Genomic DNA, 22,846 nt, shown 5'->3' with positions numbered 1-22,846 from the left:
AATCTGCCAGGACCACCTGGTAAGCCTAAATACTTCCTGGTGACCGATAGCGGACGAGTACCGTGAGGGAATGGTGAAAAGTACCCCGGGAGGGGAGTGAAATAGTACCTGAAACCGTTCGCCTACAATCCGTCGGAGCCTTGCGGGGTGACGGCGTGCCTTTTGAAGAATGAGCCTGCGAGTTAGTGGCATGTGGCGAGGTTAACCCGTGTGGGGGAGCCGTAGCGAAAGCGAGTCTGAATAGGGCGTCGTAGTCGCATGTTCTAGACCCGAAGCGGAGTGATCTAGCCATGGGCAGGCTGAAGCGCGGGTAAGACCGCGTGGAGGGCCGAACCCACCAACGTTGAAAAGTTGGGGGATGACCTGTGGTTAGGGGTGAAAGGCCAATCAAACTCCGTGATAGCTGGTTCTCCCCGAAATGCATTTAGGTGCAGCGTCGCGTGTTTCTTGCCGGAGGTAGAGCACTGGATGGTCTAGGGGGCCCACAAGCTTACCGAAATCAGCCAAACTCCGAATGCCGGTAAGTGAGAGCGCGGCAGTGAGACTGCGGGGGATAAGCTTCGTAGTCGAGAGGGAAACAGCCCAGATCACCAGCTAAGGCCCCTAAGCGTGTGCTAAGTGGAAAAGGATGTGGGGTCGCATAGACAACCAGGAGGTTGGCTTAGAAGCAGCCACCCTTTAAAGAGTGCGTAATAGCTCACTGGTCAAGTGGTTCCGCGCCGACAATGTAGCGGGGCTCAAGCACACCGCCGAAGCTGTGGCACTCACATTTTACTTCGCATCTCCTTGATGGGGTGTGCAGGTGTGTGGGTGGGTAGGGGAGCGTCGTGCCGGGGGTGAAGCAGCGGGGTGACCCAGTTGTGGACGCGGCACGAGTGAGAATGCAGGCATGAGTAGCGAAAGAAGGGTGAGAAACCCTTCCGCCGGATGACCAAGGGTTCCAGGGCCAGGCTAATCCGCCCTGGGTGAGTCGGGACCTAAGGCGAGGCCGAGAGGCGTAGTCGATGGACAACGGGTTGATATTCCCGTACCCGCGAAAGAGCGCCCGTGATGAACCTTATTGTGCTAACTGCCCGAACTGTTGGAGGTCTTCGGACTGAGAACGGGGAGCGCAGGAACCTGGTGGGTAGTAGTCAAGCGATGGGGTGACGCAGGAAGGTAGCTGAGCCCGGCCGGTGGTTGTGCCGGGGTAAGCGTGTAGGCCGTGTTGTAGGCAAATCCGCAACACATGGGGCTGAGACGTGATGCCGAGCCGATTCAGGTGAAGTCAGTGATCCTATGCTGCCGAGAAAAGCCTCTAGCGAGTTCTTAGCGGCCCGTACCCCAAACCGACACAGGTGGTCAGGTAGAGAATACCGAGGCGATCGGGCGAACTGTGGTTAAGGAACTCGGCAAATTGCCCCCGTAACTTAGGGAGAAGGGGGGCCGGAGACGTGAAGCCCCGTGCGGGTGGAGCGTTGTATGGCCGCAGAGAGCAGGGGGAAGCGACTGTTTACTAAAAACACAGGTCCATGCGAAGAAGTAATTCGATGTATATGGACTGACGCCTGCCCGGTGCTGGAACGTTAAGGGGACCTGTTAGCTCTTCGGGGCGAAGCGGAGAACTTAAGCGCCAGTAAACGGCGGTGGTAACTATAACCATCCTAAGGTAGCGAAATTCCTTGTCGGGTAAGTTCCGACCTGCACGAATGGCGTAACGACTTCCCCACTGTCTCAACCACAGGCCCGGCGAAATTGCATTACGAGTAAAGATGCTCGTTACGCGCGGCAGGACGGAAAGACCCCGGGACCTTTACTATAGCTTGACATTGGTATCTGAATGGGCTTGTGTAGGATAGGTGGGAGCCGGTGAAACCTGTACGCCAGTATAGGTGGAGGCAATCTTGAAATACCACTCTGGTTGATTTGGGTATCTAACTTCGGACCGTTATCCGGTTCAGGGACAGTGTCTGGTGGGTAGTTTAACTGGGGCGGTTGCCTCCTAAAGGGTAACGGAGGCGCCCAAAGGTTCCCTCAGCCTGGTTGGCAATCAGGTGTTGAGTGCAAGTACACAAGGGAGCTTGACTGTGAGACTGACAGGTCGAGCAGGGACGAAAGTCGGGACTAGTGATCCGGCACTTGCGAGTGGAAGCGGTGTCGCTCAACGGATAAAAGGTACCCCGGGGATAACAGGCTGATCTTCCCCAAGAGTCCATATCGACGGGATGGTTTGGCACCTCGATGTCGGCTCGTCGCATCCTGGGGCTGTAGCAGGTCCCAAGGGTTGGGCTGTTCGCCCATTAAAGCGGTACGCGAGCTGGGTTTAGAACGTCGTGAGACAGTTCGGTCCCTATCCGCCGTGCGCGTAGGATACTTGAGAAGGGCTGTCCCTAGTACGAGAGGACCGGGACGGACGAACCTCTGGTGTGCCAGTTGTCCCGCCAGGGGCACGGCTGGTTAGCTACGTTCGGAAGGGATAACCGCTGAAAGCATCTAAGCGGGAAGCCTGCTTCAAGATGAGGTATCCCACCCCACTTTGTGGGGGTAAGGCCCCCAGCTAGACGACTGGGTTGATAGGCCGGAAATGTAAGCCCGGTAACGGGTTCAGTTGACCGGTACTAATAGGCCGAGGACTTGCTTACAAGGCTGCTACGCGTCCACTGTGCAACTCTGAACAAACACCAAACAACCCCCCACCGTGTGTTGTGTGGGTGTGTGTGTTGTTTGATATGTTCATAGTGTTACGGCGGTCATTGCGGAGGGGAAACGCCCGGTTACATTCCGAACCCGGAAGCTAAGCCCTCCAGCGCCGATGGTACTGCACTCGGGAGGGTGTGGGAGAGTAGGACACCGCCGGACAATCTTTGGTTGAGGCCGACCCTTCGGGGTCGGCCTCAACTGTTTTCACGCCCCGAACACGCCAAGCCACACCGTCAAACAGCGGGCCTCAGGTATGAGGTGCCGGGCGTTGGGTGTCGCCGTTTACTCGGGGGCTGACATTGCGGTATCCCAACCGGCCGGATACCACTACCTGTGTCAGCCTCGGGTCTGGATGGCGTCGCGGAGCTGGCGGAACAGGCCGGCCGACTCGTCGACCGGGCGATTGGCGAACATGCCCATCGCCACACTGCCGTGGTCCGCCCACCCGCAGATCGCGAAGTCCCCACCGTCGCCACTGGTGCGACCGCACTTCATCACGCCGCCGTACTTTCCAGCGGGCACCTCACGGACGTCGGTGACCCGGCCGGTCTCGTCGGCCATCAGCCGGAAGAGGCTGTCCAGGTCACGTTCCGGCTGCCAGAGCAGGGTGGTGCCGCCGAAGAACAGCACCGCCCGCTTCTCGTCGGCCGGGTCGCGGTAGACGGTACCGATGCTGCGGTCCAGGTCGATGTCGGCGGCGAATCCGCTGCGCAGGTAGTCGGCGGTGCTGCGGGCCCGTTCCGAGTCGTCGCGGGTCAGACCCGCCACCTGGTCGGGGGTGCCGAGACGGGCATCCTTCTCCCGGGCGATCCGCCAGCCGGCGGTGCCCAACGCGGCGGCACCGGCCAGGCCGACGACCAGGGCGACGGTCAGCGCGATCCGCCGGCGGCGGGACACCCGGCCCAGCGCCCGGGGGCTCCGCTCCGGGTCGTCGTTGCTCAACCGGATCGGCTCGTCGGTCAGCTCGACCGGTTCGGGACCCTCGATGAGCTGACGCTCGGTGAGATGTGCGTCGGACATGTTCGCCACCGTACGCGAATGACCGGTGGCGCACGTCGGGTCCGCCGAAGCGCTCCGTAGACTTTCGCAGGTGACCGAGAGACTGGATGCCCGACGCCCCGACGCCCCGACCCTTGCCGGCCAGTACCAGCCCGGCGAGGTAGAGCAGCGACGGTACGAGCAGTGGGTAGCCGCCGGCCACTTCCGGGCGTCGGCGCAGAGCGACAAGCCCCCCTTCACCATCGTCATCCCGCCACCGAACGTCACCGGTGTGCTGCACATGGGCCACGCCCTGGACCACACGGTCCAGGATTCCCTGGTGCGTCGCAAGCGGATGCAGGGGTACGAGGCGCTCTGGCTGCCCGGCATGGACCACGCCGGCATCGCCACCCAGAACGTGGTGGAGCGGCAACTCGCCGGCCAGGGGCTGTCCCGGCACGACCTGGGCCGGGAACAGTTCGTCGAGCGGGTCTGGCAGTGGAAGGCCGAGTCCGGGGGTGCGATCCTCGGCCAGATGCGCCGGCTCGGCGACTCGGTCGACTGGGACCGTGAGCGTTTCACCATGGACGAGGGCCTGTCCCGGGCCGTGCAGACCATGTTCAAGAAGCTCTACGACGACGGGCTGATCTACCGGGCCAACCGGATCATCAACTGGTGCCCGCGCTGCCTGACCGCGCTGTCCGACATCGAGGTGGAGCACACCGACGACGAGGGTGAGCTGGTCTCGATCCGGTACAGCGACGAGGTGGTGGTCGCCACCACCCGGGCCGAGACGATGCTCGGCGACACCGCCGTGGCCGTGCACCCCGACGACGAGCGCTACCGGCACCTGATCGGCACCACGGTGGAGGTGCCGTTGACCGGCCGGCACATCCCGATCGTCGCCGACGAGCACGTCGACCCGGCGTTCGGCACCGGCATGGTCAAGGTGACCCCGGCGCACGACCCCAACGACTTCGAGATCGGCCAGCGGCACGACCTGCCCGCCCTGACGATCATGGACGAGCGGGGCGTCATCACCGCCCCCGGCCCGTTCCAGGGCCTGGACCGGTACGAGGCCCGCCCGGCGATCGTCGCCGCGCTGCGCGAGCAGGGCCGGGTCGTGGCCGAGAAGCGGCCGTACGTGCACGCGGTGGGACACTGCTCCCGGTGTCGTACCACCGTCGAGCCGAGGCTGTCGTTGCAGTGGTTCGTCAACACCGCCCCGCTGGCCAAGGCGGCCGGCGACGCGGTACGCGACGGGCGGGTGAAGATCGAGCCGGCCGAGCTGGCCAAGCGCTACTTCGCCTGGGTCGACAACATGCACGACTGGTGCATCTCCCGGCAGCTCTGGTGGGGCCACCGCATCCCGGTCTGGTACGGCCCGGCCGGCGAGATCGTCTGCGTCGGCCCCGACGACACGCCCCCCACCGGCGAGGGCTGGCGGCAGGACGAGGACGTCCTGGACACCTGGTTCTCCAGCGGCCTGTGGCCGTTCTCCACCCTCGGCTGGCCGGAGCGCACCCCGGACCTGGCGAAGTTCTACCCGACGAACGTGCTGGTCACCGGCTACGACATCCTCTTCTTCTGGGTCGCCCGGATGATGATGTTCGGCCTGTACGCGATGGACGGCCGGCAGCCGTTCGACACGGTCGCCCTGCACGGCATGGTCCGCGACCAGCACGGCAAGAAGATGTCGAAGTCGTTCGGCAACGTGGTCGACCCGCTGGACTGGGTCGACCGGTACGGCGCCGACGCGACCCGCTTCACCCTGGCCCGGGGGGCGAACCCCGGCGGGGACGTGCCGGTCAGCGAGGAGTGGTGCCAGGGCTCCCGCAACTTCTGCAACAAGCTGTGGAACGCCACCCGGTTCGCGCTGCTCAACGGGGCGCACACCACCGGTGCGCTGCCGGCCGTCGACCAGCTCTCCACCGTCGACCGGTGGATCCTGTCCCGGCTGGCGCACGTCACCGCCGAGGTCGACGAGCAGTTCGAGGCGTACGAGTTCGCGAAGGTGTGCGACCTGCTGTACCACTTCGCCTGGGACGACGTCTGCGACTGGTACGTGGAGTTGGGCAAGCCGGTGCTCGCCGAGGGTGGGCCGGCCGCCGACACCACCCGCCGGGTGCTCGGGCACGTGCTGGACCAGCTGCTGCGGCTGCTGCACCCGGTGATCCCGTTCGTCACCGAGGAGTTGTGGACGGCGCTGACCGGGGGCGAGACGGTCATGACGGCGGCCTGGCCGACCGCCGACCGTACGCTGATGGACGACGCCGCGGAGCGCGAGGTCGGCACCGTCCAGCGGGTGGTGACCGAGATCCGGCGGTTCCGGTCCGACCAGGGGCTGCGGCCGACCCAGCGGGTGGCCGCCCGGCTGGACGGGCTCGGCGGGGCGGGGATCGCCGCGCACGAGCCGCTGATCCGTTCGCTGGCCCGGCTGGACGCCCCGGCCGACGACTTCCAGGCCAGCGCCACCCTCGCCATGCCCGGTGAGGTCAGCGTGGCGCTGGACACCCGGGGGTCGATCGACGTGGCCGCCGAGCGGGCCCGGCTCACCAAGGACCGTGCGGCGGCCGAGAAGGAGGTCGCGCAGGCCCGCGCGAAGCTCGACAACCCGGCGTTCGTCGGGAAGGCCCCCGAGCCGGTGGTCGCGAAGATCCGCGACCGGCTGGCGGTGGCCGAGGCCGACCTGATCCGCATCGACGCCGCTCTGGAGGCGCTTTCCTCGTGACCGACCGCACCGATCAGACCAGCCGGCCCGGGGCCGGGCGCGGCGAGTTCGCCGCCGTCGACGCCGAGCTGGCCGCGCGCGGGTTCACCCGGATGCATTTCGAGCTGGACCGCATCGAGATGTTGCTCGACCTGCTGGGCAGCCCGCAGCGGGCGTACCCGTCGATCCACCTCACCGGGACGAACGGCAAGACGTCCACGGCCCGGATGATCGACTCGTTGCTGCGGGCCTTCGGCCTGCACACCGGCCGCTACACCAGCCCGCACCTGGAGACCGTCCGGGAACGGATCAGCCTGGACGGGGAGCCGGTCGACGAGGAGCGCTTCGTCGCCACGTACCGCGAGGTGAAGCCGCTGGCCGACCTGGTCGACCAGCGGTCGGCCGAGCCGCTCACCTACTTCGACCTGACCACCGCGTTGGCCTTCGCCACGTTCGCCGACGCGCCGGTCGACGTGGCGGTGGTGGAGGTGGGGCTGGGCGGCGCCGAGGACGCCACCAACGTGCTCCAGGCCGGGGTGGCGGTGCTCACCCCGATCGGGCTCGACCACACCGAGTGGCTGGGCGACACGCTGGAGGACATCGCCCTGCACAAGGCCGGCATCATCCACTCCGGCGCGACGGTCGTCGCCGCCGCGCAGGAGGAGGAGGCGGCCCGGCCCATCCTGGAACGGTGCGCCGAGGTCGGTGCCACGGTCGCCCGGGAGGGCGCGGAGTTCGGGGTGCTGCGCCGGGCGGTCGCCGTCGGCGGCCAGGTGCTGACCATCCAGGGCCTCGGCGGGGTGTACGACGAGGTGTTCCTCCCGCTGCACGGGGCGCACCAGGCGCAGAACGCGGCGGTGGCGCTGGCCGCCGTCGAGGCGTTCCTCGGGGCCGGGGCGAAGCGGCAGCTGGACATCGAGGCCGTCCGGGAGGGTTTCGCCGCCACCAGCTCCCCGGGCCGGCTGGAGAAGGTGCGCAACGCCCCGACGGTGCTGCTGGACGGGGCGCACAACCCGCACGGGATGGCCGCCACGGTCACCGCGCTGCAGGAGGAGTTCGCGTTCAGCAAGCTGGTCGGGGTGCTCGCCGTGCTCGGCGACAAGGACGCCGCCGGCCTGCTGGAGCTGCTGGAGCCGGTGCTCGACTCGCTCGTCGTCACCCGCAACAGCTCGCCCCGGGCGATGCCGGCCGAGGAGCTGGCCGAGCTGGCCACGGAGGTCTTCGGCCCGGACCGGGTGCAGGTGGCCGGCGAGATGCCGGACGCCATCGAGGCGGCCGTCGCCGAGGCCGAGTACGACGTCCCCGGCGAGTTGTCCGGGGTGGGGGTGCTGGTCACCGGTTCGGTGGTGACGGTGGCCGACGCCCGACGGCTGCTCAAGCGATGACCGGGCCGACCCCGGAGGGCCCGGGCCCGGTCAGCCCCGCCGACCGCCCGGACCCGACCCACGCCGCCCCGTCCGGGGGCGCCGGACCGTCGAAGGACGCCGGACCGACCGGGAGCGCCGGGCCAGCGCAGGAGGCCGGATCGGCGGTGGCGACCGGGCGGCGTTCCGGGCTGCGCAACCCCGAGGCGGCGGTACGGGGCCTCGGGGCCGGGACGCTCGGCCTGGAGGCGCTGGTCCTGCTGCTGGCGATCCAGCCGATCCGGGTGGTCGGCGGGCACTTCGGTGGGGCGGCGATCGCGGCCACCGTGGCGCTGGCCGTGGCGGCGGTGCTGCTGGCCGGCCTGATGCGCCGCCGGTGGGCCTGGTCGGCGGGCACCGTGCTCCAGGGGCTGCTGCTGCTCGCCGGCCTGCTGCACTGGTCGCTGTTCGGTCTCGGGGTCATCTTCGCCCTGGTGTGGGCGTACGCGTTGCACGTGCGCCGGGTCATCCTCGGCTGAGCGGGGTCAGGCGTCGGCGCGTTCCCGCCACTGGGTCAGCGCGATGCCGTGCCCGTCCGGGTCGCGGAACGCCGCGGCCCACACCTCCACCCGGGAGCCACGGTTGACCACCCGGGGGGCGTAGGTGAACCGCAGGCCGGAGTCCTTGAGCCGCCGGTAGGCTGCCTCGATGTCGTCGACCTCCAGGTTGACGTGGACCAGCCGGCGGCTCATCGGGGCCGCCCCGGTCACCTCGCGCAGCACCAGGCGGGTCGCCCCGGAGGCGAGGACGGCGTTGCCGGAGCCCCGGTCGAACTCCTCGAAGCCGAGCACGTCACGGTAGAACTCCAACGACCGGGACAGGTCGGTGACCAGCAGGGTCAGCCCGACGCCGCTGATCGGGGCGGCCAGTTCCTCCGGCTCGGCGGGTGCGGCCGTCGGGTCGTACCCGAAGATCGCCTCGTCGAGTTCCGGGTCGAGCCGCCCCTCGGTGGCGGCGGGGGCGTCCAGCGGCACGTCGACCGGGTCGAGGATCGGCTCGTCGAACCGCTCCTCGGCGGGCGGGCGGGGGGCGGGGGCGGCCGTCGCCGTGGCCCGCCGGGGCAGTGGGCCCGTCGTCGACTGTTCGACCACGGTGCCCTCCAGCACCACCGGGCGGCCGGGCCGCTGGTGCACCACCACCGGCTCCCGCTCGTCGGTGAGCACCTCGACGTCGTCGCGCAGCGGCTCGGCCCGGGCCGGCTCCTGGTGGGGCGACGTCGACCGCGGCGGGTCGTCCGGCGACGCGTCGTCGGGCAGGGGGCCGACGGACGGGGGGTCGCGCAGGTCGTCACGGAACTCGTCGCGGAAGTCGTCGTCGGCCGTGCGGCCGGCCCACGGTGGGGCCTCCTGCTGGATCAGCAGGTCGTCGATCGGCTCGGCCCCGGCGTACTCCGGGGGGAGGTCGGCCATGGTCATGGTCGACTCGGTGTGGGTCGGCACCTCGTCCCAGAGGACCCGGATGTGCCGCTGGTCGTCCAGGGCCACCCGGATCGGCAGGGTCTGCCCCAACGACGGCCACTTCGCCACCGGCACCCGGGGCTCGATGATCTTCTTGGACCGGGGCGGCATACCCGGGGCGTCGATCACCAGCTGGAGTTCGCACCGGCCGAAGGCGTACTGGGTCGGTGGTTCGGAGGCGCTGTGCACGTGGCCGACGCCGACCACCCAGGTGCGTCCACCCCCGCGCACGGTGCCCAGGGCCACGGCGAGCACCACCAGGGCCACGCCCAGCGCGACGATGGCCCAGCTGGTCATGCCCAGCCCGAACAGGACGACGAAGGTGGCCACGGTGCCGAGCACCGCGGCGATCAGCTTGCGTACCGGCGCGATGGTGCGGTTCCCGCCATTCGCCACAGTGGACCTCCCAGGGGTCAGAGCCAGGCTAGGCCCGACGGCGACCGAGGGAAAGAGCAGCCGCCGCGCCGGTACCGCAACCGGGTCGCTAGGCTGACCGTACCCAGCCGAACCGCCTTGTGCGCACAGGAGGAACCCAGCGTGTCCAGCAGCAGCGCGGATGAGCGCACCCTCGTACTGATCAAGCCCGACGCGGTGCGCCGTGGCCTGGTCGGCGAGATCATCTCCCGCTTCGAGCGCAAGGGCCTGCGGATCGACGCGCTGGAGACCCGGACCCTGGACGGCGGATTCGCCGACCAGCACTACGCCGAGCACGTGGACAAGCCGTTCTATCCGCCGCTGAAGACGTTCATGACCAGCGGTCCGCTGGTGTCGCTGGTGCTCTCCGGTGACCAGGTGATCGAGGTGGTCCGCGCGATGATCGGCAGCACCGACGGTCGCAAGGCCGCCGCCGGCACGATCCGGGGTGACCTGTCGCTGTCCAACCGGGAGAACCTCGTGCACGCCTCGGACTCCACCGACAGCGCCAAGCGCGAGATCGCCCTGTGGTTCCCCACCCTCGGCTGATCCTGCGCTGACGGCGGGTCACCCGTAGGGTTGCCCGGCCACCCCCGGCCGGCAGAACGGGCCGTGGGCCGGGGACGGCAGCTCCGGGTGGGCCCACCGCCCCACACCCCGCTAGGGCGTGGGGCGGTCACGGAACGGGCGGCCCCGGCCGAGGGCGTCGGCGTAGCCCCAGCGGCCCCTGATGTCGAGCAGTTCGATCTGGCCCAGCTCCTCCGGCATCGCGGCGTCGACGGCGAGATGGTCCTCGTACGGTTCGAGCCCGAGCAGCGTGCGCAGCAGCAACAGGGGCGCCCCGGCCGAGGGGGCGTACGGGCTGTCGGTGAAGCCGTGCGGGACGGGAACATGGGTGGTGGCCCGGTCGTAGCCGGTGAGGTAGGCCGGCAGTCGACCCTGGAAGTGCCGGGCGGCGTCGAGCAGCCCGGTGGCGATCCGGGCGGCCTCGGCCCGGAACCCGGCCCGGCGCAGCCCCCAGGCGATCAGCGAGTTCTCCCAGGGCCAGACCGCGCCGGTGTGGTGGCCGAGCGGGTTGTAGTCGGCTGCCGTGCTGGCCAGGGTGCGGATGCCCCAACCGGAGTAGAGCGCCGGGGAGAACAGGTGCGCCACCATCTGCTCGGCTCGGTGGGCCGCGACGATGCCGGTGCAGAGCAGCTGCCCCATGTTGGAGGTGAGCGAGTCCAGCGGGGTGCCGTCGAGTTGCACCGCCACCGCGTAGTGGCCACGCTCGGGTAACCAGAAGTCCCGGTCGAACCGCTCCCGCAGCCGGGCGGCGTCGCGTTCCCGCTGGTCGGCCCAGCCCGGGTCGCCCCAGAAGCGGCGGGCCATCCGGGCGGCCCGGCGGCGGGCCTCGTAGGCGTACCCCTGGATCTCGCAGATCGCCAGGGGGTAGGTGGGCGGGCGGCCGTCGTGGAAGCAGATCGCGTCGGCGGAGTTGCGCCAGCTCTCGTTCTGCGGACCGGTACGGGTCGGGCGTCGGGTGGACCAGACGTAGCCGCTGCCGGGCGGGTCCGCGTCGGAGTCGAGCCAGCCGATGGCGGCCCGGGCCTCGAACTCGAACCGGCGGACCAGTTCCGCGTCGCCGGTCCAGCGTTCGTACTCGTCGAGCAGGATGACGAAGGCGGCGGTGGTGTCGACCGCGCTGAAGCTGGCGGCCTCCGGGGTGTCGTTGAACGCGCCGGAGTCGCCGTACCGGCTCTCCTGGACGATCTTGCCGGGTTGCTCGCCCCGGAACGGGTCCTGCCGCACACCCTGGCTCAGCGCCAGGATGCGCAGCGTGTTGACGGCCCGTTCGGGCATGAAGGGCAGCGCCTGGAAGCTGCTGATCAGGCTCTCCCGGCCGAGTAGCGCCATCGACCAGGGCAGCCCGGTGGCGGGCAGCGCGGTCTGGAAGTTCAGCCCCGGGTAGTGCAGCGCGGCGAGGTCCCGGATGCCGTACTCGTACGCCTGCTGCAACGGTTTGTGGTCGGCGCGCAGCCGGGGCACCCCGGCGGTGCGGGCGGCGATGTCCCGGCCCCGCTGGTGTTCGCTGCGCCCCACCGAGCTGGTCAGTCGTTCCCGCAGGTCGCGGCGGTGCAGGTCGCGCAGGAGGGCCAGCACCCGTAGCCGGGTGGACCAGGTGCCGTGCGGCGCGACGGTGATCGTCCAGGTCAGGCCGTGGTCGTCGAGCTCGGCCGGCGTGCTGGAGGTGATCACGGTCTCCCGGTGCAGGCTGCCCCGCCGGTAGTGCAGCCGCAGCGCGTCGTCGGCGATGGTCGCGGTCACCGGCCGGGCCCGGCGGAAGCCGTCGCGGACCTCCAGCACCTCGGTGAAGTCCGCGCCCGCGTCGAGCCGGACGACGTACCGCACCGGTTCCGGTGCGTAGTTGAACAGCACGATCTCCTCTTCGAACTCCGGGCCCACCCAGCGGTGGCGCAGCACGGAGGTGGTGGCGTTGACGTAGTGGGTGGGTTCCCCGGGGACCAGCCCGAACTTGGCCTCGTAGGTGGCGACGTCGTCGACGGAGAGCACCGAGAGGGTCTCCGCGTTGACCGTCAGCCGCCAGGTCGACAGGAACCGGGTGTCGAAGGAGAACAACCCGAGCGGGGTGTTCGGGGCGCTGAGCACGTCACCGTTCCGGGCGCTGATCATGAAGATGTTGCCGGCGAAGACGCTGCTGACCTCGTGCAGCCCGATGAGGCTGGGGGTGGTGTGCCGGACCAGTTCGGCGGCCGGCCCCGTGCCGGTGCTGTCGGCGTCGACCGGCAGCAGCCGCCGGAAGGTGAACAGCAGCGCCAGGTCGCCGGCGACCGAGACGTCACCACGCAGCAGCATCGCCACCAGGTTGTCCCGGCCGGCCAGCAACCGGGTGAACGCCTCCGGCCGGACCTCCACCGTGCAGTCGGGGTCGTCCCCGTGCCGGGTCACCCGGGTGTGCCCGTCATCGAGCCGGACGAACCAGGCGGCGGTCCCGCCGTCCTCGGCGACGATCTCGAAGCGGAGCAGCCCGGTGGGGGCGGCGGGCAACCGTCCCCGGCCGTTCGCGGCCAGGTCGGCGAAGAACTCCTCGATCCGCCCGTCCACCGCCCGCTCCCGTCCCACGCCGGCACACCGGCGAAAAGGTCCAGGTGTGCCAAAAGGAACAATACGCCGCGCCGGACGTGGCCGGGCGCGCTTAAGTGGAAGAACGCCACTACGCTGCGCAAACTCCGGGGAGGACTCGATGACGGACAGGCAGACGGCCGCCGGGATGCGGTACCGGACGTACGGGCACGGCGGGCGGGGCACCTTCCTGCTGGTGCACGGCTGGTGCTGCGACCACGACTTCATGGCGCCCCTGGCCCGGCACCTGGCCGACCGGCAGGCCCGGGTGATCGCCGTCGACATGCCCGGCCACGGGGCCAGTCCACCCCCGACCGACGGTTACGGTGTCCCCGAGCTGGCCGGCCACCTGCGGGCCTTCGCCCACGCCCTCGACCTGCGCCGGGTCTTCGTGATCGGGCACAGCCTGGGCGGCGTCTGGTCACTGGTGGCCGCCGCCGGTGACCGGGACCGGTTCACCGGGCTGGGGCTGCTCGACTCGGCGGTGGCCGGGCCACCCGGGGCCGCCGCCGCGATCGCCCAGGTGGCGGCCTCGCTGCGGGACGACACCTCCGGCACGGTCCGGGAGTCGATCGTCAGGTCGTACTTCCCGGCGTATTCCGACCCGCGTCTGGTGGAGCGGGTGGTGGCGGCCATGGCCCGACCCTCGACCGAGGTCGCGTACGCGCCGATCGCCGGACTGGCCGACTGGATCGCCACCGACGGGGACGTGGCCGCCCTGCACCGGTGGGACCGCCCGCTGCTCTTCGTGGGCAGCAACGCCCCGTTCGCCGACTACGCCCGGCTGGCCCAGCTCGCGCCGCAGGCGTTCATCGGGCAGACGGTGGGCTCCGGACACTTCGTCCAGCTCCAGGTGCCGGCCCAGGTCGACGCGATGCTCGACCGCTACCTGGAGGTCACCGGCTGAGCCGCGGCCCGGCCCGGGCCGGCGGGGGTGGCGGTCGCGCCCGCCCGCCCCGCCGACCGCCCGCGCGGTGGGGCCGGCCCGGTGGGCGGCCGGCCCGGGGCTCAGAGGGTGTCGAGCGAGGCGCGACGACGGGACTCCGCCTCGAACACCCGCAGCAGCCCGGCCGCCAGCACGGCGTAGCCGACCCCGACGGCCAGCTCCGCACCGATCGCCGGCAGGACGTCGACCAGCGGGACGCCGCCGGCCAGCCGTCGGGCCGCGTCGGCGGCATGGGTGATCGGCAGCACCGCGCCGACCGCGCGGATGCCCGCCGGCAGGGCGTCGGCCGGCACGTTCACCCCGGTGAACAGCAGCAGCAACGCCACCGCCACGTTGGAGATCAGGAAGACGTCCCGGAACCGCAACCCCAACGCCCCCAGGGTCAGCCCGAAGAAACCACAGGCCAGCGAGGCCGTCGCCAGGGCCAGCAGCAGGCCGGGCAGGGCGGTGGGCGGGATCCGCAGGCCGAGCAGGAGCGCGGCCACGGTGAGCGTGCTCGCCGCGATCAGCAGGCCGTTGCCGGCGTACGGCAGCACCCGGCCGAGGAAGATGGCGGTGCGGCTGCGCGGGGAGAGCAGCACGTGCCCGAGGGTGCCGAAGCGCCGCTCGTTGGCCACCGCCATGGTGCCGCCGAAGACACAGGCCAGTGCGGCGGTGAGCACCGCGTTGCCGACGATGTAGAACCGGTCGTCGGCGACCCCGAACTCGCGCCCCAGGTAGGCGAAGAAGAAGAGCTGGAACAGCGGGCCTACCAGCAGGGTGCCCACGAAGATCGACGGGGTGGTCCAGTTGAACAGGGCCCGGTAGGCGATCACCCCACCGACGCCGACGAGCCGGAACAGCGCGCTCACCGGGGACCTCCGTCGGCCGGTCGGGACGGGACTGGCACCGGTGCCTCCTCAGGACAGGGCCAGGGTCGCGGTGACCCGGGCCCGGCGCTCGACGTACGTCATCAACACCCAGCCGGCGGCCAGGCAGGCCAGGCTGATCGCCAGGCAGACGGCCAGCGCCGGCCAGACCGGCCCGCCGGACGCGGCCTCGTGCACGGCGCGGGCGCCCCAGGTGGTCGGGAGCACCGCGGCGACCGGCCCGGTCCAGCCGGGCAGCGCGGTGACCGGCACGAGCATCCCGGAGACCAGCCAGATCGGGTACTCCAGCATGTTGGCCAGCGCGTTGGCGTGCCGCAGCAGCACGAAGCTGGACGCCAGCAGCAGCCCGAACATGCCCAGCCCGGCGATGCAACCGGCCACCGCCACCGGGAAGGCCACCGGGTGGGCGAAGTCGAGCGGGATGCCGTAGAGCAACCGGCCCCAGGCCAGCGTGGCGAGCATCGCGTACGTGCCGGTGATGCCGGTGGCCAGGGTGACCGGCAGCAGCACCAGCGCGGGCGACCGGGGCGCCAGCATGATCATTTCCAGGGTGCCCTGCCAACGCTGGTTCTGGATCGCCCCGCCGGAGCCGAACAGCACCGTCGACCAGACCCCCATCAGCCCCGCGCCGACCGCCGCCTCCAGCAGCCGGTCCGGCTCACCGCCGGCCCGGAACAGATAGACCGCCAGGGTCGCCTGCACCACCGGGACGAACAACGCGATGGCGATCTCGAACGGGGAGCGGCTGAGCTGCTTGACGTGCAGCAGCGCACCGACCGCGATCATCCGCAGGGTGCTCACGCCGGCACCGGCCCGGCCACCGGCGTCGGCTCCGCCGCCCGGTTGACGATCGCCACGTACGCGTCCTCCAGGGTGGGCTGCCGGGCGGTCACCCGGCCCAGCCGTACCCCGTCCAGCTCCCGCAGCACGTCGGCCTGCACGTCCACCCCCGCGTCGGACTGCACCCCGAGGACCTGCGCCGCCCCGTGCACCGCCAGGCTCACCTCGCGTACGCCGGGCCGGGCCCGGATGGCGGCCAGCTGCCCGTCGGTCACCCCGTACGCCTGCACCTCCAGCACCCGCCGGCCGTCGGCGTGGTGGCGCAGCTCGGCGGGGGTGCCCAGGGCCTGGATCCGACCGCCCGCGATCACCGCGATCCGACCGCACAACTCGTCGGCCTCGGCCATGTAGTGCGTGGTCAGCAGCACGGTGGTGCCGGTGGCGGCCAGGTCGGCGACGGCCTGCCGCAGCTCCCGGGCGGCCACCGGGTCGACCCCGATCGACGGCTCGTCGAGGAACAGCACCCGGGGCCGGTGCAGCAGCCCCCGGGCGATGTGCAGCCGCTGGCGCATCCCCCGGGAGTAGCCCTCGACCCGGTCGTCCTCCCGGCCGGTCAACCGGACCAGCTCGAACAGCTCGGCGATCCGACGCTTCTGCTCCCGGCCCGGTACGCCGTACAGCTCGGCGAAGTAGCGCAGGTTGTCCCGGGCGGAGAGCCGGTCGTAGAGGCCCCGGTCGCCGCCGAAGACGTACCCGATGCGGCGGCGCACCTCCCGGGTCTGCCGGACCACGTCGAAGCCGCAGATCCGGGCCTCGCCCCCGGTCGGGATGAGCAGGGTGTTGAGCAGCTTGATGGTGGTGGTCTTGCCGGCGCCGTTCGGGCCGAGCAGGCCGAACAGTTCACCGTGGCCCACCGTGAGGTCGACCCCGGCGACGGCGTGCACCTCCCGACGCTGCGGTCGTAGCCATCCGGTCCGGCTGCGGTAGCTGCGGTGCAGCCCCACCGCCTCGATCGCGTGCTCACCCATGGCCGCGAATCTATGGGTCGGGCCGGTGACCCGCACACCCATTACTCGGCGGCGGCGACCCGGACAGGTCGAGTATCCTTACCGGCACAGGCGACGACCCGGCCATCACCGGTGAGCCTCCGGAAGAAAGGGCCCGACGGGCCCGACTAGAACCGGACGGGGCGGCCCGTCACAGCCGGCCAACGAGCGGGCGGTCGATCCTGACCGTCAAGCGGGGTGGTACCGCGGGCCCGGCCCGGGGCGTCGACCACGGCGTACCGGAGCAGGCTCGTCCTCGCAGACCACGACTGAGTGAGCTGCCAGAGGAGAGCGACCCCCGATGGGCTATCCGTTGCACGACCCGACCGCCGCCGGCGTCCCGGCGAGCCCGGACCTGCCCGCGGTCGAACGCCGCGTCCTGGAGCACTGGACCGCCGACCGGACCTTCGAGGCGTCGGTGACGGCCCGGCCGGCCGGCGACGACGGCAAGAACGAGTACGTCTTCTACGACGGCCCGCCGTTCGCCAACGGCCTGCCGCACTACGGCCACCTGTTCACCGGGTACGTCAAGGACGTGGTGCCGCGTTACCAGACGATGCGCGGCCGGCACGTCGAGCGGCGCTTCGGCTGGGACTGTCACGGCCTGCCCGCCGAGGTGGTGGCCGAGAAGCAGCTCGGTATCACCAGCAAGGCGGAGATCCTCGACCTCGGGGTGGCCCGGTTCAACGACGCGTGCCGATCCTCGGTGCTGGAGTTCACCCAGGACTGGGAGCGGTACATCAACCGGCAGGCCCGCTGGGTCGACTTCACCAACGACTACAAGACCCTCGACCTGGACTACATGGAAAGCGTCATGTGGGCCTTCCGGACCCTGCACGACAAGGGCCTGATCTACGAGGGCTTCCGGGTGCTGGCGTACTGCTGGCGGTGCGAGACGCCGCTGTCGAACACCGAGACCCGGATGGACGACGTCTACCGCGACCGGCACGACCCGACGCTGACCGTGTGGTTCGGGCTGACCGCCGACGAGTCCGCCCCGGAGCTGCTGCGCGGGCCGGTCAGGCTGGGCGTCTGGACCACCACCCCGTGGACCCTGCCGTCCAACCTCGCGCTCGCCGTCGGCCCCGACATCGAGTACGCGGTGCTCGACCGCGACGGGGAACGGTTCGTCGTCGGCGCCGCCCGGCTCGGCGCGTACGCCAAGGAGCTGGAGGGCTACCAGCAGGTCGGCACCGTGTACGGCCGGGACCTGGTCGGACGTCGCTACACCCCGCTCTACGACTTCCTCGTCGAGCAGGCCGGCGAGCACGCCTACCAGGTGCTCGGCGCGGAGTTCGTCACCACCGAGGACGGCACCGGGATCGTCCACCTCGCCCCCGCGTTCGGCGAGGACGACCAGAACGTCTGCAACGCCGCCGGCATCCCCACCGTCGTCACCGTCGACGACCACACCCGGTTCACCGCGCTGGTCCCGCCGTATGAGGGCGAGCAGGTCTTCGACGTCAACAAGCCGGTGATCCGGGAGCTGAAGGAGCGGGGGGTGGTGCTGCGGCAGGACACCTACACCCACTCGTACCCGCACTGCTGGCGCTGCGACACCCCGCTGGTCTACAAGGCGGTGTCGTCGTGGTTCGTCGCGGTGACGCAGTTCCGGGACCGGATGGTCGAGCTGAACCAGCAGATCAACTGGACGCCCGGCCACATCAAGGACGGCTCGTTCGGCAAGTGGCTGGCCAACGCCCGGGACTGGTCGATCAGCCGCAACCGGTTCTGGGGCTCGCCGATCCCGGTGTGGAAGTCCGACGACCCGACCTACCCCCGGGTCGACGTCTACGGTTCGCTGGCCGACATCGAACGGGACTTCGGGGTACGCCTGACCGACCTGCACCGGCCGGCGGTGGACGACCTGACCCGGCCCAACCCGGACGACCCGACCGGCCGGTCGACGATGCGCCGGGTGCCGGAGGTGCTGGACTGCTGGTTCGAGTCCGGGTCGATGCCGTTCGCCCAGGTGCACTACCCGTTCGAGAACGCGGACTGGTTCGAGCACCACTACCCGGGCGACTTCATCGTCGAGTACATCGGGCAGACCCGGGGCTGGTTCTACACCATGCACGTGCTGGCCACCGCGCTGTTCGACAGGCCGGCGTTCCGCAACTGCCTCAGCCACGGCATCCTGCTCGGCTCCGACGGGCGCAAGATGTCCAAGAGCCTGCGCAACTACCCGGACGTCTACCACGTCTTCGACGCGTACGGCTCGGACGCGATGCGCTGGATGCTGATGTCCTCGCCGGTGCTGCGGGGCGGCGACATGGCGGTCACCGAACCGGCGATCCGCGACGCCGTCCGGCAGGTGCTGCTGCCGCTGTGGAACGTCTGGTACTTCTTCTCGCTCTACGCCAACGCCGCCGGGCACACCGCCCGGCGGCGGGTGGACAGCACGCACCTGCTCGACCGGTACGTGCTGGCCAAGACCCGGGAACTGGTCGAGACGACCGGCGCGCAGATGGACGCGTACGACATCTCCGGGGCGTGCGGCACCGTCCGGTCCTACCTCGACGCGCTGACCAACTGGTACGTGCGGCGATCCCGGGACCGGTTCTGGTCCGGCGACGCCGACGCGTTCGACACCCTGTGGACGGTGCTGGAGACGCTCTGCCGCGTGGTGGCGCCGCTGGCCCCGCTGACCGCCGAGGAGATCTGGCGCGGGCTGACCGGCGAGCGGTCGGTGCACCTGACCGACTGGCCGTCGGCGCAGGACCTGCCCGCCGACCACGACCTGGTCGCGGCGATGGACGCCACCCGGGACGTCTGCTCGGCGGCGCTGTCGCTGCGCAAGGCCAAGGGGCTGCGGGTCCGGCTGCCGCTGCCGAAGCTGACCGTGGCCTCCCCGGCCGCCGACCAGTTGCGGCCCTTCGCCGACCTGGTCGCCGACGAGGTCAACGTCAAGGAGGTGGAGTTCTCGGCGGAGGTCGCCAGCTACTGCCAGCAGGTGCTGACGGTGGTGCCCCGGGCGCTCGGCCCCCGCGTCGGCAAGCAGGTGCAGCAGGTGATCAGGGCGGTCAAGGCGGGGGAGTGGGAGCTGCACGACGGCGCCCCGTCGCCGCCGGGGTCACCCTCGCCGAGGGTGAGTACGAGCTGCGCCTGGTCGCCGCCGACGCCGAGCACTCCGCGCCGCTGCCCGGTGGTGAGGGCGTGGTGGTGCTCGACACCGAGGTCACCCCGGAGTTGGCCGCCGAGGGGCTGGCCCGGGACGTGGTCCGGGTCGTGCAGCAGGCCCGCCGGGACGCCGACCTGGACATCTCCGACCGGATCGTGGTGTCGGTGTCGGCCTCCGAGCAGGTGCGGGCGGCGGTGTCGGCGTACACCGGGTTCGTGGCCCGGGAGGTGCTCGCCGACACGGTGGACTTCGCCGACGGCCTGGCCGGTTTCACCGGTGAGGTCGGCGACGGCGAGCGGGTGACGGTGACCGTCCGCCCGGTGTGAGGTCGTCGGTGGGGTCCCGGCCCGACGGGTCGGGACCCCACCGACCACCCGCGCCATCCAGCAGGCGGACGCGCGTGCACCCGTTGGGTCGCGGGGGCGTCCGTCCGCTACCGTGACACCGCCTGTTCACCGTACGACCGCCGGAGGACCCGTGCCGCTGCTCTACACCATCGGCAAGCTCACCGTGGGACCCGCGATGCGGCTGGCCTTCCGCCCGGCCGTCGAGGGACTGGAGCACATTCCGGCGAGCGGTGGCGCGATCTTCGCGGGCAACCACCTCTCCGTCGCCGACGAGCTGCTGCTCGGCACCGTAGTCCCCCGGCACCTCGCCTTCTGGGCCAAGTCGGAGTACTTCACCGGCACCGGCCCGAAGGGCGCGCTGTCCAAGTTCGTGCTCACCGGCCTGGGGGCCATCCCGGTCGAGCGGGCCGGTGGCCGGGCCGCGCTGTCCGCGTTCGACGCGGCCATCCCCGCGCTGCGCTCCGGTGACCTGGTCGCCGTCTATCCCGAGGGGACCCGGTCGCCCGACGGCCGGCTCTACCGGGGACGGACCGGCACCGCCCGGCTGGCCGTGGCGGCCGGGGTGCCGGTGATCCCGGTCGGGGTGACCGGCACCGACAAGGTCCAGCCGATCGGCACCCGCATCCCCCGCCCCGGCAAGGCGAAGATCGTCATCCGGTTCGGCAAGCCGCTGGACTTCACCGGCCGCGCCGACGACCGCACCTCACTGCGGGAGATGACCGACGAGCTGATGGCCGAGATCCAGAAACTCACCGGTCAGGAGTACGTCCCCCGCTACGCCCCCGCCGGGCCGAGCCCACCCCGGGCGAGACCCCGGCCTGACCACCCCCGGTCTGCGGGGTTCTGCGCACCCGACCCGAGCTGACCTCGCCGGGCCGGCGCGTGCTCAGCCCTGCTTGGGGGTGACGATCTGGGCGCGCATGGTGGCGAGCAGCCGGGCGCTGTCGTCCACCGAGAGCCGGGTGAAGACCCCGGTGGCGCTGCTGCCGTAGTCCACCGACGTGCAGACCACCACGGCGGTGCCGCTGGAGGAACCGGTCGCGCAGCGCTCGTACCGGCCACGGACGCCGCTGTCCACCGGTTGGGGCGTGCCCAGCGTGAACGTGTCGGTCAGCCGCACCATCGTGTCGTCCGCCTCGGACTCCGGCCGGAACCGGAAACCGGTGTCGCCGAAGACGGTCACCCGCTTGCCGTCGGAGGTGCTGTACACCCCGGCGTAGACGTCCTCGGCCAGCAGGTTCGCCTTGCGTACCTCGGTCTTGAGCTTCTCGACGTCGCTGCCCGAATCCTCGCGCAGGGTCAGGTCGGCCACCTGGGTCGGCAGGGCGGCGTCGGCCGGGTACTGCTGCCAGGCCGGCCTACCGAACCAGGCGGGGCAGCCACAGCAGCAGGCCAGGCTGAGCAGCAGCACCCAGGGCCAGCGCCGACGCTTGCGGCGGACGTACCCCTTGGGAGGTCGGCCCGGGTTCGGCGGTGGGGCGGCCGGTTCCGGGCGGACCCGCCGCTGCTTCGGCGGCCGGGGTGGCGCGGGCGGCGGCGCAGGTGGCAGCGCCGGGCGGGCCGGCGGCGGGGACGCCGGCCGCGCGACCGGCACCGGCGCGACCGGGTACGGCCGGGTCGGTGAGGGTGCGGCGGGGCCGGCCGACGACACCGACGGGTACGCCGGCGCCGGGGAGTTCGGCTGGGGCGGGGTCGGGGTGGGCGTGTGCTGGTGGGGCGGGGTCGGGGTCGGGGGTGCTGGTGGGGTGGGGCCGGGTCGGCGGCCGGTGGGTAGGGGCGGGTCGGCGGAGACGGGGGTAGGGCAGCGCGGCCAGCTCCGGGTGGTGCAGGTCCCAGCCGCCGGTGTCCACGCCCGCCCACGGGTCCACCGGGGCGCGGTGTTCGGGCAGCTCCGGCGGAAGGGGCGGCGGAGGCGGCGGCACCGGGGCGAACTCCACCGACTCACCCCAGCTGCGGCGGCGGGGCGGCGGCGCGGGCACGGCGGCGGAACCACTCCAGCGGGGGGCCGCGGGCTGCTCCAGCGTCGGGTCGGGCCGCTGCTCCAGCCGGGTGGCGTCGGGGCGCTGTTCGAGCCGGGTGGCGTCGGGCCGGTGCTCCACCCGGGTGGCGTCGGGGCGAACGGCGTCGGGGCGGGGGGTGCCGGGGTGCTGCTCCACCCGGGTCGGGTCGGGTCGACCGGGCGGCGGCTCGGGTGTCGGCGGCTCGGGTGCCGTGCTCCGGGCCGGAACGGTGGCCGACCCGCGCGCCGGGGTGGTGGGGCCGGGTGCGACCCCCCGTGCCGGGCTTGCCGGTTCCGCCGCCGTGCCGGGCACCGGCGGGCTGAACTGTCCGGCCGGGCCTGTCGGCTCCGGCGGGCTGGCCTGGGCGGTCGGGTCCGGCCCGGTGGCCGGCTCGTCCGGCTCGGCCGGTTTCGGCGGGGTGGCCTGGTTGGTCGGCTCTGGCGGGGTGGCCGCGTCGGTCGGGTCCGGCGCGGTGGCCGGCTCGTCCGGGTCGGCCGGTTTCGGCGGAGTGGCCGGCTCGTCCGGGTCGGCCGGTTTCGGCGGAGTGGCCGGCTCGTCTGGGCCTGTCGGCGCGGGCGGGTCGGCCAGGCTGGCTGGCTCCGTCTGGGTGGTCGGCTCCGTCTGGGTGGTCGGCTCCGGCGGGGTGGAGTCGGCGGGCGGGGAAGACTCGCCGGCCGGGTGCGTGGGGTCGCCCTGCGTGACCTCAGCGGGCTCCTCGGCCGGCGCTGCGGTGTCGGCAGGGTCGCTGTCAGGCGGTACGGGGAGGTCGGCTGGCCCGGCGGAGACCACCGGATCCTGCTGCCGACCCGGGACCGGGTCGCCCCCCTCGGCCAGCCGGTCTGTTCCCGGCTGCGGCTGCGGCATCGCGGCAATCTCCTCTCGCACCGGTTGCGAGGTTAGTACCGGGGCGCCACCTCGACCAATCGGCGGTACCGCGACCGCCCGCCCCGCGTCCGGGAATCCCCGGCCCCGC

At 71.2% G+C, this 22,846-nt stretch carries 14 protein-coding genes, 2 rRNA genes and 1 pseudogene (1 of these 17 cut by a window edge); 9 read left to right on the top strand and 8 right to left on the bottom strand.

The window, feature by feature from the left end; genetic code table 11:
• Both J7462_RS13120 and rrf read left to right on the top strand, forming a co-directional pair.
• Positions 1–2,621 (top strand): 23S ribosomal RNA (locus J7462_RS13120); it begins 488 nt to the left of the window's first position.
• 100 nt (positions 2,622–2,721) lie between these two features.
• A 5S ribosomal RNA gene (gene rrf, locus J7462_RS13115) occupies positions 2,722–2,838 on the top strand.
• A 177-nt stretch (positions 2,839–3,015) separates the two neighbouring features.
• On the opposite strand, the gene J7462_RS13110 is transcribed toward rrf, so the two are convergent.
• Positions 3,016–3,699 (bottom strand): hypothetical protein, encoded by a 684-nt coding sequence (locus J7462_RS13110; RefSeq protein ID WP_219464328.1) that lies wholly within the window; start codon positions 3,697–3,699, stop codon positions 3,016–3,018.
• A gap of 70 nt (positions 3,700–3,769) precedes the next feature.
• On the opposite strand from J7462_RS13110, the gene J7462_RS13105 reads away from it, so the two are divergent.
• From J7462_RS13105 to J7462_RS13095, 3 genes are all read left to right on the top strand, one after another.
• Positions 3,770–6,388, top strand: a complete 2,619-nt coding sequence (locus tag J7462_RS13105) for a valine--tRNA ligase (RefSeq protein ID WP_219464327.1) — start codon at positions 3,770–3,772, stop codon at positions 6,386–6,388.
• A gap of 92 nt (positions 6,389–6,480) precedes the next feature.
• Complete coding sequence (locus tag J7462_RS13100; protein WP_255598542.1) at positions 6,481–7,752, top strand: folylpolyglutamate synthase/dihydrofolate synthase family protein; 1,272 nt, start codon at positions 6,481–6,483, stop codon at positions 7,750–7,752.
• Positions 7,749–8,249, top strand: a complete 501-nt coding sequence (locus J7462_RS13095; RefSeq protein WP_219464325.1) for a DUF4233 domain-containing protein — start codon at positions 7,749–7,751, stop codon at positions 8,247–8,249. The genes J7462_RS13100 and J7462_RS13095 overlap by 4 nt, the downstream gene beginning before the upstream one ends.
• Positions 8,250–8,255: 6 nt before the next feature.
• On the opposite strand, the gene J7462_RS13090 is transcribed toward J7462_RS13095, so the two are convergent.
• Positions 8,256–9,623: a VOC family protein gene (locus tag J7462_RS13090; protein WP_219464324.1), complete on the bottom strand. Its 1,368-nt coding sequence runs from the start codon at positions 9,621–9,623 to the stop codon at positions 8,256–8,258.
• Between the two features lie 141 nt (positions 9,624–9,764).
• On the opposite strand from J7462_RS13090, the gene ndk reads away from it, so the two are divergent.
• Positions 9,765–10,190: a nucleoside-diphosphate kinase gene (gene ndk, locus J7462_RS13085; protein ID WP_208570945.1), complete on the top strand. Its 426-nt coding sequence runs from the start codon at positions 9,765–9,767 to the stop codon at positions 10,188–10,190.
• A 111-nt stretch (positions 10,191–10,301) separates the two neighbouring features.
• On the opposite strand, the gene J7462_RS32960 is transcribed toward ndk, so the two are convergent.
• The gene (locus J7462_RS32960) at positions 10,302–12,764 is read right to left on the bottom strand and encodes a glycogen debranching N-terminal domain-containing protein (protein ID WP_219464323.1); all 2,463 of its coding nucleotides are present in this window, start codon (positions 12,762–12,764) and stop codon (positions 10,302–10,304) included.
• A gap of 121 nt (positions 12,765–12,885) precedes the next feature.
• On the opposite strand from J7462_RS32960, the gene J7462_RS13075 reads away from it, so the two are divergent.
• A complete protein-coding gene (locus J7462_RS13075) occupies positions 12,886–13,671 on the top strand; it encodes an alpha/beta fold hydrolase (RefSeq protein ID WP_219464322.1) in 786 nt (261 codons plus the stop codon).
• A 101-nt stretch (positions 13,672–13,772) separates the two neighbouring features.
• Here J7462_RS13075 and J7462_RS13070 read toward each other — a convergent pair whose 3' ends face one another.
• The 3 genes from J7462_RS13070 to J7462_RS13060 are packed head-to-tail and all read right to left on the bottom strand — an operon-like array spanning position 13,773 to position 16,387.
• The gene (locus J7462_RS13070) at positions 13,773–14,561 is read right to left on the bottom strand and encodes an ABC transporter permease (RefSeq protein WP_219464321.1); all 789 of its coding nucleotides are present in this window, start codon (positions 14,559–14,561) and stop codon (positions 13,773–13,775) included.
• 48 nt (positions 14,562–14,609) lie between these two features.
• Positions 14,610–15,380 (bottom strand): ABC transporter permease, encoded by a 771-nt coding sequence (locus tag J7462_RS13065; RefSeq protein WP_308290885.1) that lies wholly within the window; start codon positions 15,378–15,380, stop codon positions 14,610–14,612.
• Complete coding sequence (locus J7462_RS13060; protein ID WP_219464319.1) at positions 15,377–16,387, bottom strand: ABC transporter ATP-binding protein; 1,011 nt, start codon at positions 16,385–16,387, stop codon at positions 15,377–15,379. The genes J7462_RS13065 and J7462_RS13060 overlap by 4 nt, the downstream gene beginning before the upstream one ends.
• A gap of 319 nt (positions 16,388–16,706) precedes the next feature.
• Here J7462_RS13060 and ileS point away from each other — a divergent pair.
• Positions 16,707–19,852, top strand: a pseudogene (gene ileS, locus J7462_RS13055) (isoleucine--tRNA ligase).
• Positions 19,853–20,003: 151 nt separating this feature from the next.
• Positions 20,004–20,738 carry a 1-acyl-sn-glycerol-3-phosphate acyltransferase gene (locus tag J7462_RS13050; protein WP_219464317.1) on the top strand — a complete coding sequence of 245 codons (735 nt, stop codon included), beginning with the start codon at positions 20,004–20,006 and terminating at the stop codon, positions 20,736–20,738.
• Between the two features lie 21 nt (positions 20,739–20,759).
• Here the strand turns inward: J7462_RS13050 and J7462_RS13045 are convergent, their stop codons facing one another.
• Complete coding sequence (locus J7462_RS13045) at positions 20,760–21,284, bottom strand: hypothetical protein (protein ID WP_219464316.1); 525 nt, start codon at positions 21,282–21,284, stop codon at positions 20,760–20,762.
• Positions 21,232–22,758 carry a hypothetical protein gene (locus J7462_RS13040; protein ID WP_219464314.1) on the bottom strand — a complete coding sequence of 509 codons (1,527 nt, stop codon included), beginning with the start codon at positions 22,756–22,758 and terminating at the stop codon, positions 21,232–21,234. Before J7462_RS13040 ends, J7462_RS13045 begins: the two co-directional genes overlap by 53 nt.
• Positions 22,759–22,846 lie beyond the last annotated feature (88 nt).

It is taken from the genome of Micromonospora sp. RL09-050-HVF-A (assembly GCF_019374995.1).
Taxonomy (GTDB): Bacteria; Actinomycetota; Actinomycetes; order Mycobacteriales; family Micromonosporaceae; genus Micromonospora; species Micromonospora antibiotica.
This window is presented reverse-complemented; position numbering and strand designations above follow the sequence as displayed.